This is a genomic window from Aquimarina algicola, from assembly GCF_006443095.1.
Taxonomy (GTDB): Bacteria; Bacteroidota; Bacteroidia; order Flavobacteriales; family Flavobacteriaceae; genus Aquimarina; species Aquimarina algicola.
This window is the reverse complement of the sequence record NZ_VFWZ01000009.1, coordinates 185,071-205,711: the sequence shown is the minus strand read 5'-3', so window position 1 is coordinate 205,711 and position 20,641 is coordinate 185,071. Positions and strand designations below refer to the sequence as shown.

The window sequence follows — 20,641 nt, the reverse complement described above, 5'->3', positions numbered from 1 at the left end:
ATATCAATATCAAAATAACAGAATTTCCTGACATGAACAAAGTAGTAACCTTTGGAGAAATTTTAATGCGTATTGCTCCTATTGGCAACAAAAAATTAAATCAGTCTAACCAATTAGAATACTACTTTGGAGGTACCGAAGCTAATGTTGCTATTTCACTTTCTCAATTAGGAAATAAAACACAACATATTACTACTGTTTCTGAAGATTTTGTTGGAAAAGCAGTAAAAAACTACTTACAACAATATGGAGTGGATACTAGTTTAATAATGGATTCTCATCATCCTCTAGGAATATATTTCTTAGAGGCTGGTGCTGTTATGAGATCTAGTATCATTTCATATAATAGAATCAATTCTGCATTTTGCAATATAGATGTATCTCAAATCGATTGGGATGTTGCTTTTAAAGATTGTAATTGGTTTCATTGGACCGGTATCACCCCTGCCCTATCAAACAATACATATTCAGCATTAAAAGAGGGTTTACAAATTGCTTCAAAAAAAGGTATTACCATTTCTGCAGATCCAGCTTATAGAAGTGATTTATGGAATTATGGAAAAAATGCGATAGATACACTTAATGAATTGGTAGCATTATCTAATATATTTATTGGAGGGCCAAATGAAATCAATGAATTGTTAGGAACTTCTTATACCAATCAAAATGATGATTTTATAAAAGGAGCCAAACATATAATCAAAGAACATACTAATCTAACTAAAGTATTTGACAAAACCAGAACTTCATTAAACGCAAATTGGCATAAAATTAAAGCTAGAATGTGGAATGGTACAGAATTTACTGAGACAAAAGAATTAGAAATCACTCATGTAGTAGATAGAATTGGTACTGGTGATGCTTATGCTGCCGGTCTAATTCATGGACTTCTACATTATGATGATGCAAAAGCATTAGAATTTGCAAATGCTGCTTGTGCATTGAAACATACTATAGAAGGTGATGCTAATCTTGTAACAGAAAAAGAAATCATTAGTATCATTCAAGGTAATCTATCAGGAAGAATTTTAAGATAAGTAAATGGCACAATATACCAGAATACAGGTTACAGAAACAATGAAGAATACAGGAATAGTTCCTTTATTTTATCATGAAGATATTACAATAGTTAAAAAAGTAATTCAAGCATGCTATGATGGTGGTGCAAGAGTCTTCGAGTTTACAAATCGAGGAGACTATGCAGATGATTTATTTGCAGAATTATCAAAATGGGTCACTGACAACTTACCTGAAATGATTTTAGGAGTTGGCTCTATTGTAGATGCAGGAACAGCTTCTATTTTTATACAAAAGGGAACCAATTTTATAGTATCGCCAATCTTAAATCCTGATATAGCAAAAGTATGTAACCGAAGAAAAATAAGTTGGTTGCCTGGATGCGCTACATTAAGTGAAATCAATTATGCAGAAGAATTAGGAGCAGAAGTTGTAAAAATATTTCCTGCAAGTCAGGTCGGCGGCCCTGATTTTATAAAAAGTATAAAAGCACCTTGTCCTTGGTCTAGTATCATGCCAAGTGGTGGAGTAACGCCTGAGAAAGAGAATTTAAATAGCTGGTTTTCAGCCGGAGCACATTGTGTTGGTATGGGCTCTAAGTTAATCATCAAAAATGATATTGGTGCGTATGATTATAAAAGCATAACATCAATGACAAAAAAGTCTATTAAAATCATAGCCTCTTTAAAATAAAAATGAATTGATCTATTGTGACGTTTGTTATGTGATTCCCTAGATTTAAAATTTTTAGTCTTGTTAATTTCACAATAATCAAAAAACCCCTTTCTAAATTTATAGTAAGGGGTTATTCTTTAAGATATGTTTTAATTATTAGTTACCTCCAAAAGTAAATAATAGTCCTAAATTAAATGAAAAGTCACTTACAGAAGTTTCTCCTGTTTTACCAGCACTCAAATATGCAGCATTTACATTTAATACCCCATATTTGAAACCTAATGCAGGGCGAATTGCGAAGTTAGACGTACTTGCAAATAATTCAGCATTTGTTCCATCGATTTCGATAGAGCCAATACTTGCAATACCTAAACCAAGACTACCATAAGGCCTAAAACCAGATTCTGTGAAATAGTAACGCCCATTCAACATATAACTACCGATAGTTACATTTCCAATAGATGCATTTGTATCTACAAAATTATTTCCAGAAGTTAAATCCGCTCCAACTAAAAAGTCGCCAGTGTATAAGAAAGATACATCAATTTGGTCTGTAATACCATATCCCAACTCTAAGTGACCTGAAATACCACCGTCTGTAAAGTCAGCAACATCTCCTGTAGGAACTGCATATCCAAGACCAAAACCAAATTTAACCTGTGCATTCGAAGCTGTAATGCCTAACAAAGCTACTGCAACAAAAAGTAATAATTTTTTCATAATAGATTAAGTTTTTTATCGTTTAAAAGCATAAATATATCGACAAAAAACAAATAACCTAATTTTTATCATAAAAAAATTAACAATACTACCTTAGTTATCTAGAATTAACCGAACTAAAATGTTGTCTATTAGATTAAAACAAATAAGATGTATTATTACTTTAATTGGTGATTTGCGAGCAAGAAGCAACGCTTTTTTTGTAATTATATCAAAAACTGAAAGAGATCAGGTTTGTCATTAAGGTAGTCTCCAAAAAAATTAAGCGCTTTCATTCTTTTGATAAGTGGTTCCAAATCTTTTTCATCCTTTAATTCAATGCCAACCACTGCGGGAGCATTTTCTCTACTTGATTTTTTTGAATATTCAAAGTGAGTAATATCATCATTGGGGCCTAAAACTTTTCCTACAAACTGTTTTAATGCACCTGCTCTTTGTGGAAAACGAACAATAAAATAGTGTTTCAAGTTAGCATACAATAAAGCTCTTTCTTTTATTTCTGCAGTACGGGTTATATCATTATTACTACCACTTACGATACAAACAACATTTTTTCCTTTAATTTTTTCTTTATAAAACTCAAGAGCAGCCAAAGTTAAAGCACCTGCAGGTTCAACCACTATAGCATCTCGGTTATATAAATCTAGAATAGTTTGACACACCAATCCTTCGGGAACGGTAAACATATCTGATAAATATTCTTTACAAATTTCAAAATTTAAGTTTCCTACTTTTTGTACTGCTGCGCCATCTATAAATTTATCGATATCAAATATTTCTGTATTCTTATTATTTTGGATAGATGTGAGCATTGAAGGCGCTCCTTGTGGTTCAATACCAATGATTTTAGTTTTTGGTGATAATGCTTTCATTGCACCACATAAACCAGAGGCAAGTCCTCCTCCTCCTATTGCAACAAATATATAATCAATAGGTACATCGACTTGTTTGAATATTTCTAATCCTATTGTTCCTTGCCCTTCTATCGTTTTTGGGTCATCAAAAGGGTGTACAAAAGTTTTACCTTCTGTTTTGCAAACCTGCATAGCTGCTTTAGACGAATCATCAAAGGTATCTCCCTCTAAAACAATATTTACAAAATCACCACCAAACATTTGTGTTTGCTCTACTTTTTGTTTTGGAGTGACAGAGGGCATATAAATTGTTCCTTTTATACCTAGATGGTTACAAGCAAAAGCAACACCTTGTGCATGATTACCGGCGCTAGCACAAACAACACCTTGTTTTAGTTGTTCTTTAGAAAGTGAGCTAATTTTATTAAAAGCTCCTCTAATTTTATATGACCGTACTCTTTGAATATCTTCTCTCTTTAATAAAATATTAGCATCATATCTATTTGAATATCTAATACTATTCATCAAAGGAGTGACCATCGCTACTTTTTTAATTGAAGTAGCTGCTTTTTGAATGTCTTCTAACTCTGGAAAATATGTTGTGGTTATGGTGCTCATGGTTAAATTAAGCCTATCACTATATTTTAAATTCTTGTCAGCCAAGATCCATCAAAGGTTACACAATACACATCTCAAAAACTCTAACAGATCCGGCCAGACAAAAACTAATTCTTATTTAATGTATTAAAAGATTAAAAAATAGGTTTCATAGCTGTCATAGAAGTTCTAAGTCTTGCTCCAATTTTTTCTATTGGATGATTTCTAATTGCCGTGTTTATTTCTATTAATCTTGCATTATCAACTTCATTACTTTTATCCTGATCATATGCCTTACCAATAACATCAATATCTATTTTGCTCATAAAATCAGTTAAAAGAGGTTTACATGCATGATCAAATAAATAGCAACCATATTCTGCAGTATCAGAGATAACACGATTCATCTCATATAGTTTTTTGCGTGCAATTGTATTCGCAATAAGAGGTGTTTCGTGTAGTGATTCGTAATATGCTGACTCTTCTATGATTCCAGAATCTGTCATTGCTTCAAAAGCTAACTCTACACCAGCTCTTACAAACGCTACCATTAGCACTCCGTGATCATAGAATTCTTGTTCTGAAATTTCAATATCTCCGGCTGGTGTTTTCTCAAAAGCAGTTTCGGCAGTTTCACTTCTCCATGTAAGTAAATTTTTATCATCATTAGCCCAATCTTCCATCATCGTTTTTGAAAAATGACCAGAAATAATATCGTCCATATGCTTTTGAAAAAGTGGTTGCATAATGTCTTTTAACTCTTCAGCAAGTTCAAAAGCCTTAATCTTAGAAGGATTTGATAATCGATCCATCATATTGGTTATCCCTCCATATTTTAAACCTTCAGTTATCGTTTCCCAACCATATTGAATCAGTTTTGAAGCGTAACCGGGATCAATTCCTTTTTCAATCATTTTATCAAAACTCAAAATAGAACCTGTTTGTAATAATCCACATAAGATAGTTTGTTCTCCCATGAGGTCTGATTTCACCTCTGCTACAAAAGAAGATTCTAGTACTCCTGCTCTATCACCACCAGTGGCAACTGCATATGCTTTTGCTTGTTCTAAACCGTGTCCCTGAGGATCATTTTCGGGATGTACAGCTATCAAAGTTGGTACTCCAAAACCTCTTTTATATTCTTCTCTCACTTCTGATCCGGGGCATTTTGGTGCTACCATAATAACAGTAAGATCATCTCTAACCTGCATCCCTTCTTCTACAATATTAAATCCATGCGAATACGATAATGTTGCCCCTTTTTTCATAAGAGGCATTACTGTATTCACCACTTGTGTGTGTTGTTTATCTGGAGTCAAATTAATAACTACATCTGCATCTGGAATAAGTTTTTCATACGTATCTACACTAAATCCGTTATCTGACGCATTTTTGAATGATTGTCTTTGTTCTTTTATAGCAGCTTCTCGCAGTGCATAAGAAATATGTAAACCCGAGTCTCTCATATTTAACCCTTGATTGAGTCCTTGTGCACCACAACCAACGATTACAATGTTTTTCCCCTCAAGTGCTTCTACTCCTTTTAAAAACTCTTGAGACTCCATAAACCTACATTTTCCTAGTTGTGTTAATTGGTCTCTTAATGATAGCGTATTAAAATAATTTGCCATTTCCTTCTTTAATTTGTTGTTATTTCCTTCTGAAAAAGGAATTTAATTTTGATTTATAGTTGTTTTTAATATTTCAAGATTGTTCTCAAAACATCTGGATATTACAAATTTATAGTAGCTCTTCTGGAGCAAAGTTTTCTAAAATTTTAGATATGTGCATCTTTTCTTTGGTAACCGCAATTCTGCCTGATCTTGTAAACTGCATTAATCCATAAGGTTCGAGTTTACGATATAATGCATCGACTTCTCTTCTTCTTCCTGTTTTTTCTAAAACAAAAAATTCGGGCGTTACCGTTACTATGTTTGAATTACTATTCTTGATAACGTTTTGAATTTGTCGTTCTTCAAACAATAATTTTGATGCTACTTTAAATAGTGCTGTTTCCTGATAAATAATTTGTTCTTCTTTATGATAAAATGCCTTAATGACTTCTATTTGTTTCTCTATTTGCCCTACGATTTTTTTGACTTGTTCTTCGGTTACCTTTACAGCTATAGTAAATCGAAATACATCTTTGATCTCTGATTGTGAAGCTGTCATACTATCAAGGTTGATATGACGTTTTAAAAAAATTGCAGATATTCTATTTAATAATCCTATATTATTTTCGGTATATACCGAAATTGTAAAATTTTCTTTTTCCATAACTACTCTAATCTTATATCAGATACTGATGCGCCTGTGGGAATCATAGGAAACACATTATTTTCTTTCTCAACACATACTTCAAGAAAATAAGACTCTGTACTTTTTATCATCTCATTTACAGCATCTTGTAATTCTTCTCTTTTTGTTACTCTTTTGGATTTGATATGATATCCTTCTGCTATTTTGATAAAATCTGGATTTACCATTTCTGTAGAAGCATACCTTTTATCAAAAAATAATTGTTGCCATTGTCTTACCATACCTAAAAAATCATTGTTCAAAACCACGATTTTAACAGGTACTTTTGTTTGGAAAATAGTTCCAAGTTCTTGTATTGTCATTTGGTATCCTCCATCACCGATTATTGCAACAACTTCTCTATTTGGGGCCCCCATTTTGGCTCCAATTGCAGCTGGAAGCGCAAATCCCATTGTTCCTAATCCTCCCGAAGTGACATTACTTTTTGATGTTGTAAACTCGGCATATCTACATGCTATCATTTGATGCTGTCCAACATCAGACACTATAATTGCATCCCCATGAGTTTCTTTATTTATACTTTTGAGCACCTCTCCCATAGAAAGTCCTTCTTTTTCGGGAAACAATTCAGTTTTAATTACTTTTTCGAACTCTATAGCATCATGATCTCTAAATTCTTGAACCCATGAGTCATATGAATCTTTTTCTATAAGTGGTAAAACCTGAGAGAGCGTGTGTTTAACATCTCCCATAACAGCTACATCTGCCTTCACATTTTTATTTACTTCTGCCGGATCTATTTCAAAATGTATAATATTTGCTTGCTTAGCATATGTTTCTAAGTTTCCGGTAACACGATCATCAAAACGCATTCCAATAGCAATCAGTAAGTCACACTGATTTGTTAATCGATTTGGTCCATAATTGCCATGCATCCCTACCATACCAACATTTAATGGATGTGCTGTTGGTAACGCAGATAATCCTAAAATTGTCCATGCTGCAGGAATTCCTGATTTTTCTACAAAGTTTTTTAATTCTTCTTCAGCTTTACCAAGAATAACTCCCTGCCCAAAAACAATCATTGGTTTTTTTGCATTATTAATTAATCTTGATGCTTCATTAAGGCTTTTTGGATCAGTTTCAGGAACTGGTTTATAACTGCGTACACCTTTACATTTTTTATACTCAAAATCTAATTCTCCAAACTGTGCATCCTTTGTAATATCAACCAAAACCGGACCGGGTCGACCTGATCGTGCAATGTAGAATGCTTTAGCCAATACCGAAGGGATATCTTCTGCTTTGGTGACTTGATGGTTCCATTTGGTTATAGGAGTAGAAATTCCAATAATATCAGTTTCTTGAAATGCATCTGAGCCTAACAAATGAGACCCTACTTGTCCTGTAATACAAACCAAAGGAGTAGAATCGATTTGAGCATCTGCAATTCCTGTTACAAAATTTGTTGCTCCGGGTCCTGATGTTGCTATGGCTACTCCTACTTTTCCACTTGTTCTTGCATATCCTTGTGCAGCGTGTGTAGCACCTTGTTCATGTCTTGTCAGAACATGATGTAACTGGTCTTGATATTTATATAATTCATCATAAACCGGCATTATGGCTCCTCCCGGGTATCCATAAATCAGGTCTACATTTTCTGCTAATAGACATCTTATTACAGCTTCTGCACCCGTCATTCTCTCTGTTGTTATTTTTGTTTCTTTTCTTAAAGTTCGCGTTTGTGTTTCCATACGCTTGTTGTATTTTGGAGTCTATTCTGTTTATATCAAAACATGAGACTCTTTAAGTTTCCAGCTTTTGCTGAAATAATAATTATTAAAATTTACATCATAAACACCGATATGTTTTTAGAATTCATCTGTAACACATCCTTGTGATGCCGAAGAGACGGTATGTGCATATTTATACAATACCCCTCTATCGAATTTTAATGGTGGTTGCACCCATAACGCTTTTCTTTTTTCTAATTCTTCAGTATTTACATCTACTTTAATAGTATTAGACTCTGCATCGATTGTAATGATATCTCCATCTTCTATTAATGCAATCACTCCTCCTTCTTGTGCTTCTGGTGTAATATGACCTACTACAAAACCATGAGTTCCGCCAGAAAATCTACCATCTGTGATTAAAGCAACATCTTTTCCCAGGCCTGCCCCCATTATCGCAGCTGTTGGTTTCAACATTTCTGGCATGCCGGGGCCTCCTTTTGGACCTTCGTATCGTATTACAACAACATCACCTTTTGTTACTTTTCCACTCTTTATACCATCATTTGCTTCATATTCACCTTCAAATACTTTGGCTTTCCCTTGAAAACGAAGCCCTTCTTTACCAGTGATTTTGGCGACACATCCTTCTTTGGCAAGATTTCCAAACATAATTCTAAGATGTCCGGTCTGCTTTATAGGGTTTTCTAATGGTTTAATCACATCTTGTCCTTCTGTAAGATCAGGAACTTCTAATAAATTTTCTGCTAGTGTTTTCCCAGTTACCGTTAAGCAATCTCCATGCAATAATCCTTTTCTCAATAAATACTTAAGGACAGCAGGTATTCCTCCTACATTATGTACATCTTCCATCAAGTATTTTCCGCTTGGTTTTAAATCTGCAAGAAAAGGAGTCTCGTCACTAATTCTCTGAAAATCTGCCAGAGTGAACTCTACATCGGCGGCTCTCGCTATTGCAAGAAAATGTAATACTGCATTTGTAGAACCTCCCAGAATCGTGATCAAACGTATTGCGTTTTCTATAGACTTTTTGGTTACAATATCTTTTGGTTTAATATCTTTTTCTAGCAACAATCGCATTGCTTGCCCGGCTGCTATACTCTCTTCTTCTTTATCTCTACTTATTGCAGGGTTTGAAGAATTATAGGGCAATGACATTCCTAAAGCTTCTATTGCAGAAGCCATTGTGTTAGCCGTATACATCCCGCCACAAGCTCCTGCACCTGGACATGCTTTTTCTATAACATTTTGGTATTCTTTTTGTGTAATTGTTCCTGCTACTTTTTCTCCCCAAGCTTCAAATGCAGAGACAACATCTAGTTTTTTTCCTGAATGATATCCTGAAGCAATAGTACCACCATACACCAAAATGGAAGGACGATTAAGTCTTAGCATCGCCATCAATGCACCGGGCATATTTTTGTCACACCCTACTACTGTGACCATTCCATCATAAGACATGGCTTGTACAACGGTTTCCATAGAATCTGCAATTACGTCGCGAGATGGTAATGAAAACCTCATTCCTGGAGTTCCCATAGAAATCCCATCACTTACACCTATGGTATTGAATATAAGTCCTACAACATTTTCTTCTTCTGTACCTTGTTTCACTAATTTAGCAAGATCATTAAGGTGCATATTACAAGGATTCCCTTCGTAACCTGTGCTTGCTATCCCTACAAAAGGTTTCTTAAAATCATCTTCTGTCAAACCAATTGCATGTAACATTGCCTGAGCTGCAGGTTGTGTATCATCTTGGGTTACTTGTTTGCTATATTTGTTGATGCTCATCTTTAATTATGAGTTTTTTATTGATTATTTACTTTTTTAACTTTAAATCCAATACTTTTTTACCGTTAAAAACAATTTACTACGTAAAATTATCTGCTTAACACTAAATCTTTGCATTTTCATAAATTTTCTTACAACATCCAAAGAACTACAAAACACTATTAACAATTGATTTTCAATAACTTAAAAACTATTTGTTTACAATCACTATATGTTAATTTTTTATTGATAGTGACTCTAAAGTGTTTTATTTTGTATCCTTTTGAAATAAAAAAATCCCTTTACCGGCGGTAAAGGGATTTTAAATATTTTTATATAACAGAAGCCTTTACCAATGTGATTGAATCACTTTGATAATAATGACTTCGATAGTATTTATTCTTTTGTTATTCATATAATGTTAAATCAAAAATAGAAAAAAGTTTTGAATTTTGATTACTCAATCTTAAAAAGGTTATGTTTAATACTATACAAAACTAAACCTACCCTTGTTTTAACTTCGAGTTTTTTGAAAACAGCTTCTCTATAATTTTCAATAGTCTTTGGACTAATTTTCATCTCTTCTGCAATATCCTTGTAGGTAAGTTCTGAACAAGCATACTTAAGGAATTTTCTTTCTTTCTCTGTTAGTTTTTGATGCAATTCGTTACCCCAAATAGCACCATCTGAATTTTTAAGTGCATTAGAAATTTTTCCAGAATAAAAAAATCCTTGTTCTACTACCATTTTTAATGCAAATTCAAAATTTTCTGGATGTATATCTTTAAGCAAATATCCTCTTGCTCCACCACGAATCATTTTTATAATCGTTTCCTCATCATCTTCCATTGTTAGTGCAAGAACTTTTTGTTCAGGACGATTTTCTTTGAGCCATTGCATAGTTTGTACCCCATCCATTACAGGCATTTTAATATCTAACAATACAACATCTGGCTTTTTTCTTTTATGGATAAAATATTGTGTAAGCTCTTTTCCATTTTTCAGGATTGCCAACACCGAATAATCATCAAGTCTCGTTATTAAACTTTCTAAAGATTGGGCAAATAGGAGATGATCATCTACAATTACAATCGTCTTTTTTTTCATAATATCTCTATCTATACCGTTAATGATATGAAATCAATGCTTTCATATTATGCTAAAGTCTTAATATTTTTGGACTCAGGAAAATTTTTTAAGCATTAAAATTTTGATATTGTGTAATCGTTAATCTCAATTTTTACGAATAGGATAAGATAATTTTAGCAAAACACCTTTGCCTGGAGAAGAAATATACTCTAAATCAGCATTCACTAAGGATGCACGACTTTTCATATTCAGTAATCCTGAGTTTGCCTGAACTGTTTTCATATCATAACCTACACCATCATCTTGTATATGAATATCTAATCTTTTGGGAGTATATAATAACTCTACATCGAGATGTGAAGCTTCTGCATGTTTGATCGTATTCGAAAAGAATTCTTGAATAATACGATATAAAATGATTTCTTCTTTGGGATCTATATATTGCTCTTCTCCTTTTACAGTTAAACTTGGTGTAAGAAAATTAAGTTTTTCAAAGCGCTTTAGCTCTACTCGTATTGATTGCTCTAAACCTACATTCTGGATCACTTCGTTATTTAATGTTTTTGATAAACTTCGTATTTCCTGAAGGCTATCTCCAACCAATTTACGAACATCGTTTAACGACTCTGATGTTTTATCATCTATAGTAGTTTGCATAATGTTGATTTGCATTACGGCTGTAGACAATAATTGACCAATGTTGTCATGTAACTCCCAACTTACATTTTTTAGCGCTTGTTCTTGTATTTCTATGCGAGATTTAAAAATCTCGTCTTCAAAGCGTTGTTCAGCTTTGAGCTTATCTAAAATAAGTTTATTTTTTCGTCGTTGAAAGGCAATAAAAAATATAATACCAAAAATGATAAAAAATAAAATTATTACGGTAAAATATATTATGAGTAAGATTTGTTCTTTCGGTAACATACTATAAAACCAATGCTATAGCAAGTATACATAAAAATGTTTGCAGAAGTTAAAATTATTCGATGAATTTGAACAAAATCGGGACTTTTAGTCGAATTGAAGTATTTACTGTAAATTAAAAGTGGAGTTACTGCCAAATGAAAGACCAATGTTCCTATCGATATATAAAAAGAAATTGATTTATGAAAAGTTAAAATTCTATTACTCTGCAAAATTTCAAAATAATAAAATGCGACACTTATAAAAACAAAAAGAGTTCCCAATATAAAAGTATAGGATGCATAAGCATTAAAATATACTTTTGAAAGCAAAATATTTAAAACACAACTTATAGAATAAAATATTAAAATAAAATAAAGAATTTTTCTAAATTTAGTAGACTTTACTTGTGAATAAAAATAAAAAACATAAATCGTATAACTTATTATAAAATATATATTATATAACCAGTAATTTCTTTTCAAAAAAGTATCTTTCAAAAAAGAAAAAGATTCCAAATAATAAATACCTCTAGGTAACCAGCCCAAAACTTCAACAAAACAAGTAAAAAAAAGAAAGTAAACAAAGTATCGGATTCCATTATCATTCCGATACTTTGCTACGTAGTTTCTTCCTAAAATCGACGAAAGAAGCTCTAAAAAATTTATTAGTAAAATATAAAACATTTTACTAATATATAACTGCTGGCTCACCACCACTAGCAGCATTCAAAGCAGCAATTTCATAATTATTAGGTGCACTAAGTCCACCTTTTCCAACTTCTCCTAAAGGAGATCCTGTCGGAGCTAAAAAAACAGTAGCATTTCCTCTATTCATTTTACATTTCCCTTTTGGATAAGCCCCTAAATATATCCTTATTCCTGGATCTTTGATACCCTGTTTTTTAGACTGTTTTTTTACATATTTTAAATATTCTTGCAAATCTTCAACACTCCACCAAAATTCTCTGGTATCCTCAAATCCAACACATTTATCAATATGTGGGGTTCTAGTACAACACCATTCGTCATGAAGTTCTCTTGCTTGTTCTACGTCAATACATTTTTCGGGTCGTTTTTTTNTTTAAATATTCTTGCAAATCTTCAACACTCCACCAAAATTCTCTGGTATCCTCAAATCCAACACATTTATCAATATGTGGGGTTCTAGTACAACACCATTCGTCATGAAGTTCTCTTGCTTGTTCTACGTCAATACATTTTTCGGGTCGTTTTTTTCCCATAACACTAATTTTTAAGTTAACTTGATGCTAATATATTTAAAAAACGACTTTATTAATAACTGACATTACCTAAACAGACATAAAAGCATAACAAAAAGAGCAGTAAAAAACTAATTATCAGATAATTAAAAACGTTAAAAAAAATAGAAAAATATAGCATCAGGGGGTTTTCCCCCTGCAAATTTTAGGGTATTACCCCCATCTAAAATCTTTGCAGTATCAAAATGTCTTTATTTTAAATTAAATCAAACAGCACATTTTCTCCCATTCGTTTCTGCGCGATTTTATTAATTGAATCTTCAGTTAATTGTAAAACTCTGGGATACCCTCCTGTCGTTTGACAATCTCTCATTAAAACAATAAGCTTCCCTGAAGGAGTTAATTGTACTGTTCCCGGTAGTACTCCAGAGGTTAATATCGAATCCAAATCGTTCAACACTCTTTCTTCTAATTGTATCGCCATTCTATTACTAGTATTGGAAACCGTGAAAGATGAATTAATGATGCGTTTCTGTTGTTCAATAGTTAATTTACCAAATTCGGGTCCTTTATAACATTTAAGTCGATATGTTTCGTTAAAAGAAGGGGGAACAATCTGAGCTAAAGAATTATTCTCATGAGAAGTTTTTGGATAATTGATTTCGTCTCCTCTTACTATTAAAAATTTATCTGTCACTGTTTTATAATATGACCTACTCGTAAGAATTTCTTTAGAAAGAAAACCTCCTTTAATTCCTATATAACCATACATTCTTTTCTTACAAAAATTAAACTTTAGAACATCATTTTTATGAACATGGACACAACGATACATTTCTATTTTTTTATCATTCAAAAAAGCATCTATAATTGCACCCGATAAGACAATAGTACATGATTCAAAAAATTGAAGTGTAGGCGGTTGTAACACCCATTCGATACAAGCAGCATTTGGATCATTATTCAATAAAAGATTCGCATAATGATATGACAACTGATCCATAGCACCACTTTTAGGAACACCATATTTTGAAAAACCAAAGCGCCCTTCATCTTGAATTGTTGTCAAAAACCCCGAGGTTAAAACTTTAACTTTTCCAATCATAAAATTTTAAATTCCGGATGAAATATTTTATTTTCAACTTTTGATTTAATATCGTTATATTGATTTTCTTTAATCGATATAAATTTAATAGCATCACCCGGAGAGATATAACAACACTCTGGTGTTTTAGGATTAAAAAAATCTAAAGGGCAAGCTCCTATAGCATGCCATCCACCAGGACTATCCGTTGGATAAATTCCCGTTTGACTACCTCCGATAGCGACAGCTCCTTTTTGAATGTGAGCAGAAGGTGTTTTTTTTCGATCCAAAAACAATTTTTTATCGAGTCCTCCTAAATATAAAAAACCAGGTAAAAAACCAATAAAAAAAACTTTATAAATTGGCTTGGTATGAAGATCTATAACAGCATCTATAGTTAAGGATTTTTGTTCTGAAAAATCACGAAGATCTTGAGCAATTTCAACTGAATAGCAAACTGGGAGATACCATATTTTTTTTTTATTACTTTTACATTTTAATCCAGAAAAATATAGCTCCTTGAGCATTAAAACCTCATCATAGACATTTTCTATAGCTTTAGCATAAAAAACTAATAACGAATTATATGCAGATGTTACCTCAATAATTACTTTACCTTTGCTTTTGAGAATTTTATTTTTAAAATTCAGTACATCTTCAAGAATACCCTCATCTATTTCAGCTGGCCATTCAATTAAAATAGCCCTTTCTGAATACAGTCTATATTGCAATTCGTATTTCATTCAATCATTTTACTATTTCTGAAAAAAGTTAGCATACAAATGTTTCAAAATTTCAACTGAATTAGGTGTGTCGCCATGAACACAAACAGTATCAAAAGTTATTGGCATTTCCGCACCATTTTTTGTAATCACTTTCCCCCTTTTTACAATTGCACTCATATGTTTAAGCACTGCTTCTTTATCTTTAATAACGGCCTTCTTTTCTGACCTTGAAACCAATGATAAATCTTCATTATAATTTCTATCAGCAAAAACTTCATGTTTAATATCAAAAACATCTCTGTAAACCTTAGAAATCATTGATTCTTTTGTCGTTACTATTTTTAAACTTTTATCAATACTTTTTACAGATTCATAAATTGCATCTGCGACATTCTTATCCTTAATGGCATCATTATATAATGCACCATGTGGCTTTATATGATGTAATTTACATCCTATTTTTTCTGTATAATATTTCACCAGAGCAATTTGATTAGCGATTGTTTTTATCAAATCATTTTTTGAAATTTTCATACTTATTCTTCCAAAGTTATCTCGATCAGGGTATGAAGGGTGAGCTCCTATTTTTACGTTGTGCTTTTTAGCAAATTGTATCGTTTCTTGAATTACTTTATCACTTCCAGCATGAACACCACAAGCAATATTACACCATGAAATATAAGGCATAATTTCTGCCTCATTCCCTAATCCTTCTCCGACATCTGCATTAAAAATCAATCCCATAAATTCTTACAAAATATTTTTATATTTCTTACAATTTTATATCGCATTATATATCCCTCTTATTCCTAAAAAAATAACTAATAGTAGTATCATAAAACCAATACTGTTTTGCCATATCGAATTTGTGTATTTTCCTAGCACATCTTTTTTATTCATTACCCATAATAAAAAGGATGTTATAATTGGCAATAAAAGTCCATTTGCAATTTGTGCAAATTGTATAATCCTAATTGGTTTAATATTTAATGAGGAAAATACTATCCCTAATACAAGTACGATCATCCAGACCATTCTAAACTTTTTATCCTTTAACCCAATATCCCATCCCATACAACCTTTTATAACATAAGCTGCTGCCAAGGGAGCAGTAATCGCAGAAGTTACACCTGCCGCTAATAATCCTATAGACAGTATATATTTTGCAAAAGCACCAAATAAAGGCTCTAAACTTTTGGCCAAATCTACCACTCCTTCTATACTCGTATTTTTACTTATTACGGTGCTTGAGATAATAATTGAAATTGAAATGATTCCTCCTAATACAATAGAGATAATTGTATCTTTTCTAACATAAGGGAGCTGTTTTGGGTTATTCCATTTTTCTTTTACGGTTGCTGCATGAAGAAATAAATTATACGGCACAACGGTAGTTCCTATAAGCCCTATAACCATAAATAGATTATCTGATTCAAAATTTGGAATGAACCCATGAATCAACAACTCTACATCCGGCTTTGTCATGATAGCTGTGATTGTAAAAGCGAGACTCATTAATAAAACCAAAACAATCAGACCGCGTTCTAGAATTTTATAATTTCCAAAGTACAATAATAAAAAGGCTATAGTTCCAATAACAAGACTTAAATAATTGAATGAGAAATCATCTATTACTATATTAGATTCTCCTAATATTACAGATAATCCAAGTGTTCCCCCGCTAATATTTCCTGCTTCATAAGCAGAATTACCAATAACTATAGCTGATATTATAACGCTTAAGAACAAAAACCTTATCAACTTGTTATCAAATTGGGATTTTAGCACTTCACTAAGGCCTTTTTGAGTAACAACTCCTAGTCGCGCTGCCATTTCTTGAAGCACTATACAAGCGATAATTGATAGTATTAATGCCCAAAGTAAAGAGTACCCATGTTGAGCTCCTGCCAATGTACAAATGGTAACAGTTCCCGGACCTATAAAGGCTGCTGTAACTAAAGTCCCTGGACCAATATTAGAAAACCAATTTTTCATAAAAAATCCTTTGTTCTAAAAATATAGATTTTATAAAGGATAGTTTATCAATTGTTAATAAGAACGATAGAATAGTTTATAAAAATCTTTATGCAAGCCTACTGCACTATATTTTATTTAAAAGAAACAGATGAGAAATAAAATATTATCCTAACCACCCTTCTCGATCAAGACTTCTATATTGTATTGCTTCAGAAATATGATGTCCTTCTATATTTTTACTTGCTTCTAAATCTGCAATCGTACGAGAGACTTTAAGTATCCTATCGTATGCTCTAGCTGAAAGATTTAATTGTTCCATTGCTGTTTTTAGTAGTTCTTTTGAAGCATCATCAAGTACACAAAATTCTCTTAGTTGCCTGACTCCCATTTGAGCATTATAATGAACTCCTGACAATTCATTAAATCTTTGTGTTTGAATATTTCTAGCTTCAATAACTCTCTTTCTAATCATCGAACTTGATTCGCCTTTTCTTTCTTCGTTAAGCTTATCAAAAGGTACAGGAGTCACCTCTATATGAATATCTATTCTATCCAATAATGGACCGGAAATTTTACTCAAATATCTTTGCATTTCTGCCGGTGACGAGGTTACAGGTGCATCTGGATCATTGAAATATCCATTCGGACTCGGATTCATACTGGCAACAAGCATAAAACTAGATGGATATGTTACTGTGAATTTTGCTCTAGAAATCGTTACTTCTCTATCTTCAAGAGGCTGTCTCATCACCTCCAAAACACTTCTTTTAAACTCTGGTAATTCATCCAAAAACAATACGCCATTATGAGAAAGAGAAATCTCACCAGGTTGTGGATACGTGCCTCCACCTACTAGAGCAACATCTGATATAGTATGGTGGGGATTTCTGAAGGGGCGTTGGGCAATTAATCCTATATTATCTTTTACCCGACCAACAACACTATGAATTTTTGTAGTTTCTAATGCTTCATGCAATGACATAGGTGGTAAGATACTAGGTAATCGTTTACTGAGCATTGTTTTTCCACTACCAGGAGGACCAACCAAAATTATATTATGTCCTCCGGCGGCGGCAATTTCCATACATCGTTTAATACTCTCCTGCCCTTTTACATCTGCAAAATCAAACTCTGGATTTTCTAATTCTTTATAAAATTCCTGGCGTGTATCTACGATGGTTCTTTCTAGATTTATTCTCTCTTCAAAAAAATCTATTACTTCTTTTATATTATCGACTCCATATACTTCTAAATCATCTACAATTGCTGCTTCTTTAGCATTTTGTCTTGGAAGAATAAACCCTTTAAAACCTTCTTCTCTAGCTTTTATAGCGATCGGAAGCGCTCCTTTTATAGGTTGCAAACTACCATCTAAAGACAGTTCTCCCATGATCAAGTATTCTGATATAGCTTCAGCTTTAATCTGAGAACTTGCAACCAAAATTCCTAGTGCTAATGTAAGATCATAATCAGAACCTTCTTTTCTTAGATCTGCAGGCGCCATATTGATTGTTATCTTCTTGCCCGGTAGTTTATAACCATTATTTTGTAATGCTGCTGCTATTCTATAACTACTCTCTTTGATTGCATTATCAGGTAGCCCGACCAAATGATACCCTATTCCCTTATCAATATTAACCTCAACTGTTATAGTTGTCGCTTCTATCCCAAAAACAGCACTTCCAAATACTTTTGTTAGCATAAATTTAATTTTTATATGCAAACATAGGCTATATGAGTTTCAAAAAATGAGACTGTAATTTTGTATGTATAAAATTATTTTAACAAAATAAATTACAAAAAAAGCAGAACTATCTAATTACAGTCCTGCTTTTTAATAAATATAACAAACATTTATATGGCATGTTCTTCGACGCAAAAAAGCTTTTCATTCAAAAGTCTCAATGTAGGAATCTTATCTTTTGTATCTACCAAAATTGATATATTATTATTACTCCCCCCATAAGAGACCATTCTAACAGGTATAAAATTTAAAATTTCAAAAAGTTTATGCGAATTTTTATCATTTATGACAGATTCACCTACAATGCAAATGATACTATGATCTTGTTCTACAGTGATTTCTGCATATGTTTCTAACTCTTTTACGATCTTATCCAAATTACTTGCATTATCTATTGTAAGTGATATTGCTATTTCTGAAGTAGTAATCATATCGATCGAGGTTTGATAGTTATCAAAAACTTCAAAAATCCTTCTCAGATACCCATGTGCCATCAACATCCTATTAGACTTTATCTTTATAGCAGTAATACCATCTTTTGCAGAAATTGCTTTTAAACCTTTTCTATACGTTTTGTTAGAAATTACAGTACCATGTGCTTCCGGATCAAACGTATTTTTTAATAATACAGGAATTTGCTTATTGACAACCGGAGAAACTGTTTGAGGATGAAGAATTTTAGCTCCAAAGTATGCTAATTCGGCAGCTTCATTATAGGTAAGATGTGAAATTGGATATGTTTCTTCTACATAACGAGGATCATTATTATGTAGTCCGTCGATATCTGTCCATATTTGAACCTCTTCAGCATTTACAGCAGCTCCTATAATAGTTGCTGTATAGTCACTACCTCCTCTTTTTAAATGACTAATATTCTCGTCACTATCTCTACAAACGAATCCTTGAGTTATGTATAATGAAGAAGGACGTTCTTTTATAAGGGCATCAATTTTTCTGGATACATTTACAATATTCGGACTTTCTATAGTATCAACATACATAAATTGTTTTGCGTCTAGAAGTGTATTGGTCACTCCTATTGAATTTAAATATTCTGAAAATACATATGTCAATAGTGTTTCTCCATATGTAATAATTCTTGAATTTATTTCTGCTGAATAGTCTTGACTTGCAATCTCAAACATTTCAGTAATCATAATAGAAATATTACTTTTGAGCGTATTTTGTAAATCTTTACTTTCTATTAATTGATCAATGACGTCATTATGTTTACTTTCTAAACGATGTAAATGACGAGCGATAGCTTCTGAATCTTTAAATTTTACACTTTCTACCAACCTTACCAGTTGATCTGTCACGCCAGACATCGCAGAGCACACTACGATCTTATCATCTTCTTCTGTAATAAGAATATCTTTTACTCTTCTCAAATTGTCTACCGAACCTACCGAAGTACCACCAAACTTTAAAATTTTCATCTTTCTTCTTTTATCAATTCTAATTTTGAAAGCACATAATTAGTTAATACTTCACATAAAATAAATATTTTACGACAAAAAAGTCTATTTTTACACAAAATGTTAAATATATAACAATGAAGACTATTACAGATTGTGTACATAATATTTTAAGACATCAACCTTTTTTGGAAGATGCACTATCAAGAGACATTATAAACTTTAGTTCTTTGGCTATTGATTTATTGCCTCAAGTTGAAAAAATCATGAAAAAACCGGTAAAGCCTGGTTCTATAGTAATGGCCTTAAGGCGTTACCATCCTAGAAAAATCAAACATATTGATAATCTAAGGAATCTAGGAGATATTGTTGTAAGATCTGGGATTACCGAATACACGTTTCTTAACTCTAATACGATACTCACTAGCCAGAGTAATCTCTTAGAAAATGTTAAAAATGAAACAAAAGCATATTTTACCTATTCAAGTAATTTTCAAGAAAGCAATATTCTTGTGACATCTTCATTGAAAAATGTTGTAGAAAAGCATTTCAAAAATGAGACCTGTATTTCTGTTGCAGATAACTTATCTTCGATTTCTATTGCTTTACCCGAAGATAATTCTAAGGCAATAGGACTCTATTTTTATATCTTCAAGTTACTTGCTTATGAGGGGATACCTGTTTTTGAAATTATTTCTACCTCTAATTACTTTACTCTGTTTTTAGAAAAAGAGTATGTGAATAAAGCTTTTTTATTAATGAATGAGATCAAAGAAAATTAAAAAAGCTCTGTAAAATAATTTTACAGAGCTTTTTAGCTTATTTTTTAA

The 20,641-nt window shown here is 32.3% G+C and carries 18 protein-coding genes; 3 read left to right on the top strand and 15 right to left on the bottom strand.

Going from position 1 to position 20,641, the window contains the following annotated elements; genetic code table 11:
• Positions 1-32 precede the first annotated feature (32 nt).
• Positions 33-1,037 (top strand): sugar kinase, encoded by a 1,005-nt coding sequence (locus FHK87_RS22690; RefSeq protein WP_140597126.1) that lies wholly within the window; start codon positions 33-35, stop codon positions 1,035-1,037.
• A gap of 4 nt (positions 1,038-1,041) precedes the next feature.
• Positions 1,042-1,710 (top strand): bifunctional 4-hydroxy-2-oxoglutarate aldolase/2-dehydro-3-deoxy-phosphogluconate aldolase, encoded by a 669-nt coding sequence (locus tag FHK87_RS22685; RefSeq protein ID WP_140597124.1) that lies wholly within the window; start codon positions 1,042-1,044, stop codon positions 1,708-1,710.
• A 138-nt stretch (positions 1,711-1,848) separates the two neighbouring features.
• Here the strand turns inward: FHK87_RS22685 and FHK87_RS22680 are convergent, their stop codons facing one another.
• From FHK87_RS22680 to FHK87_RS22610, 15 genes are all read right to left on the bottom strand, one after another.
• A complete protein-coding gene (locus FHK87_RS22680) occupies positions 1,849-2,412 on the bottom strand; it encodes a hypothetical protein (RefSeq protein WP_140597121.1) in 564 nt (187 codons plus the stop codon).
• Between the two features lie 206 nt (positions 2,413-2,618).
• Entirely contained in the window at positions 2,619-3,884 is a 1,266-nt protein-coding gene (gene ilvA, locus FHK87_RS22675) for a threonine ammonia-lyase IlvA (RefSeq protein ID WP_140597119.1), read from the bottom strand.
• A 134-nt stretch (positions 3,885-4,018) separates the two neighbouring features.
• Positions 4,019-5,494, bottom strand: a complete 1,476-nt coding sequence (gene ilvC / locus FHK87_RS22670; protein WP_140597116.1) for a ketol-acid reductoisomerase — start codon at positions 5,492-5,494, stop codon at positions 4,019-4,021.
• Between the two features lie 109 nt (positions 5,495-5,603).
• Positions 5,604-6,140, bottom strand: a complete 537-nt coding sequence (ilvN, locus tag FHK87_RS22665; RefSeq protein WP_140597114.1) for an acetolactate synthase small subunit — start codon at positions 6,138-6,140, stop codon at positions 5,604-5,606.
• Positions 6,141-6,142: 2 nt separating this feature from the next.
• Entirely contained in the window at positions 6,143-7,876 is a 1,734-nt protein-coding gene (ilvB, locus tag FHK87_RS22660) for a biosynthetic-type acetolactate synthase large subunit (protein WP_140597111.1), read from the bottom strand.
• Between the two features lie 117 nt (positions 7,877-7,993).
• A complete protein-coding gene (gene ilvD, locus FHK87_RS22655) occupies positions 7,994-9,670 on the bottom strand; it encodes a dihydroxy-acid dehydratase (RefSeq protein ID WP_140597109.1) in 1,677 nt (558 codons plus the stop codon).
• Between the two features lie 435 nt (positions 9,671-10,105).
• Positions 10,106-10,756: a response regulator transcription factor gene (locus tag FHK87_RS22650; protein ID WP_140597106.1), complete on the bottom strand. Its 651-nt coding sequence runs from the start codon at positions 10,754-10,756 to the stop codon at positions 10,106-10,108.
• 126 nt (positions 10,757-10,882) lie between these two features.
• Positions 10,883-11,662, bottom strand: coding sequence for a sensor histidine kinase (locus FHK87_RS22645; RefSeq protein WP_140597104.1), 780 nt, complete (start codon positions 11,660-11,662; stop codon positions 10,883-10,885).
• 669 nt (positions 11,663-12,331) lie between these two features.
• Positions 12,332-12,478, bottom strand: coding sequence for a hypothetical protein (locus tag FHK87_RS26435; RefSeq protein WP_226294383.1), 147 nt, complete (start codon positions 12,476-12,478; stop codon positions 12,332-12,334).
• Between the two features lie 641 nt (positions 12,479-13,119).
• On the bottom strand, positions 13,120-13,968 hold the full coding sequence (locus FHK87_RS22635; RefSeq protein WP_140597100.1) for a 5-oxoprolinase subunit C family protein: 849 nt from the start codon (positions 13,966-13,968) through the stop codon (positions 13,120-13,122).
• Positions 13,965-14,690, bottom strand: a complete 726-nt coding sequence (gene pxpB / locus FHK87_RS22630; protein WP_140597097.1) for a 5-oxoprolinase subunit PxpB — start codon at positions 14,688-14,690, stop codon at positions 13,965-13,967. The genes FHK87_RS22635 and pxpB overlap by 4 nt, the downstream gene beginning before the upstream one ends.
• 12 nt (positions 14,691-14,702) lie before the next feature.
• On the bottom strand, positions 14,703-15,416 hold the full coding sequence (pxpA, locus tag FHK87_RS22625; protein ID WP_140597095.1) for a 5-oxoprolinase subunit PxpA: 714 nt from the start codon (positions 15,414-15,416) through the stop codon (positions 14,703-14,705).
• A 36-nt stretch (positions 15,417-15,452) separates the two neighbouring features.
• The gene (locus tag FHK87_RS22620; protein WP_140597093.1) at positions 15,453-16,667 is read right to left on the bottom strand and encodes an Nramp family divalent metal transporter; all 1,215 of its coding nucleotides are present in this window, start codon (positions 16,665-16,667) and stop codon (positions 15,453-15,455) included.
• A gap of 145 nt (positions 16,668-16,812) precedes the next feature.
• The gene (locus tag FHK87_RS22615) at positions 16,813-18,351 is read right to left on the bottom strand and encodes a YifB family Mg chelatase-like AAA ATPase (RefSeq protein ID WP_140597090.1); all 1,539 of its coding nucleotides are present in this window, start codon (positions 18,349-18,351) and stop codon (positions 16,813-16,815) included.
• 152 nt (positions 18,352-18,503) lie between these two features.
• Positions 18,504-19,832, bottom strand: coding sequence for an aspartate kinase (locus FHK87_RS22610; protein ID WP_140597088.1), 1,329 nt, complete (start codon positions 19,830-19,832; stop codon positions 18,504-18,506).
• 116 nt (positions 19,833-19,948) lie between these two features.
• Here FHK87_RS22610 and FHK87_RS22605 point away from each other — a divergent pair, with 116 nt between their 5' ends.
• Positions 19,949-20,593, top strand: a complete 645-nt coding sequence (locus FHK87_RS22605; protein WP_140597085.1) for a hypothetical protein — start codon at positions 19,949-19,951, stop codon at positions 20,591-20,593.
• The last annotated feature ends 48 nt before the right edge of the window (positions 20,594-20,641 follow it).

What these genes read in the sequence shown, in the direction of transcription:
- ilvA (WP_140597119.1), bottom strand. Translation starts at nt 3,884, where the DNA reads ATGAGCACCATAACCACAACATATTTTCCAGAGTTAGAAGACATTCAA.
- FHK87_RS22685 (WP_140597124.1), top strand. Translation starts at nt 1,042, where the DNA reads ATGGCACAATATACCAGAATACAGGTTACAGAAACAATGAAGAATACA.
- FHK87_RS26435 (WP_226294383.1), bottom strand. Translation starts at nt 12,478, where the DNA reads ATGAATAGAGGAAATGCTACTGTTTTTTTAGCTCCGACAGGATCTCCT.
- ilvB (WP_140597111.1), bottom strand. Translation starts at nt 7,876, where the DNA reads ATGGAAACACAAACGCGAACTTTAAGAAAAGAAACAAAAATAACAACA.
- FHK87_RS22610 (WP_140597088.1), bottom strand. Translation starts at nt 19,832, where the DNA reads ATGAAAATTTTAAAGTTTGGTGGTACTTCGGTAGGTTCGGTAGACAAT.
- FHK87_RS22620 (WP_140597093.1), bottom strand. Translation starts at nt 16,667, where the DNA reads ATGAAAAATTGGTTTTCTAATATTGGTCCAGGGACTTTAGTTACAGCA.
- FHK87_RS22645 (WP_140597104.1), bottom strand. Translation starts at nt 11,662, where the DNA reads ATGTTACCGAAAGAACAAATCTTACTCATAATATATTTTACCGTAATA.
- pxpA (WP_140597095.1), bottom strand. Translation starts at nt 15,416, where the DNA reads ATGGGATTGATTTTTAATGCAGATGTCGGAGAAGGATTAGGGAATGAG.
- FHK87_RS22635 (WP_140597100.1), bottom strand. Translation starts at nt 13,968, where the DNA reads ATGATTGGAAAAGTTAAAGTTTTAACCTCGGGGTTTTTGACAACAATT.
- FHK87_RS22680 (WP_140597121.1), bottom strand. Translation starts at nt 2,412, where the DNA reads ATGAAAAAATTATTACTTTTTGTTGCAGTAGCTTTGTTAGGCATTACA.
- FHK87_RS22650 (WP_140597106.1), bottom strand. Translation starts at nt 10,756, where the DNA reads ATGAAAAAAAAGACGATTGTAATTGTAGATGATCATCTCCTATTTGCC.
- FHK87_RS22690 (WP_140597126.1), top strand. Translation starts at nt 33, where the DNA reads ATGAACAAAGTAGTAACCTTTGGAGAAATTTTAATGCGTATTGCTCCT.
- FHK87_RS22605 (WP_140597085.1), top strand. Translation starts at nt 19,949, where the DNA reads ATGAAGACTATTACAGATTGTGTACATAATATTTTAAGACATCAACCT.
- ilvD (WP_140597109.1), bottom strand. Translation starts at nt 9,670, where the DNA reads ATGAGCATCAACAAATATAGCAAACAAGTAACCCAAGATGATACACAA.
- ilvN (WP_140597114.1), bottom strand. Translation starts at nt 6,140, where the DNA reads ATGGAAAAAGAAAATTTTACAATTTCGGTATATACCGAAAATAATATA.
- pxpB (WP_140597097.1), bottom strand. Translation starts at nt 14,690, where the DNA reads ATGAAATACGAATTGCAATATAGACTGTATTCAGAAAGGGCTATTTTA.
- ilvC (WP_140597116.1), bottom strand. Translation starts at nt 5,494, where the DNA reads ATGGCAAATTATTTTAATACGCTATCATTAAGAGACCAATTAACACAA.
- FHK87_RS22615 (WP_140597090.1), bottom strand. Translation starts at nt 18,351, where the DNA reads ATGCTAACAAAAGTATTTGGAAGTGCTGTTTTTGGGATAGAAGCGACA.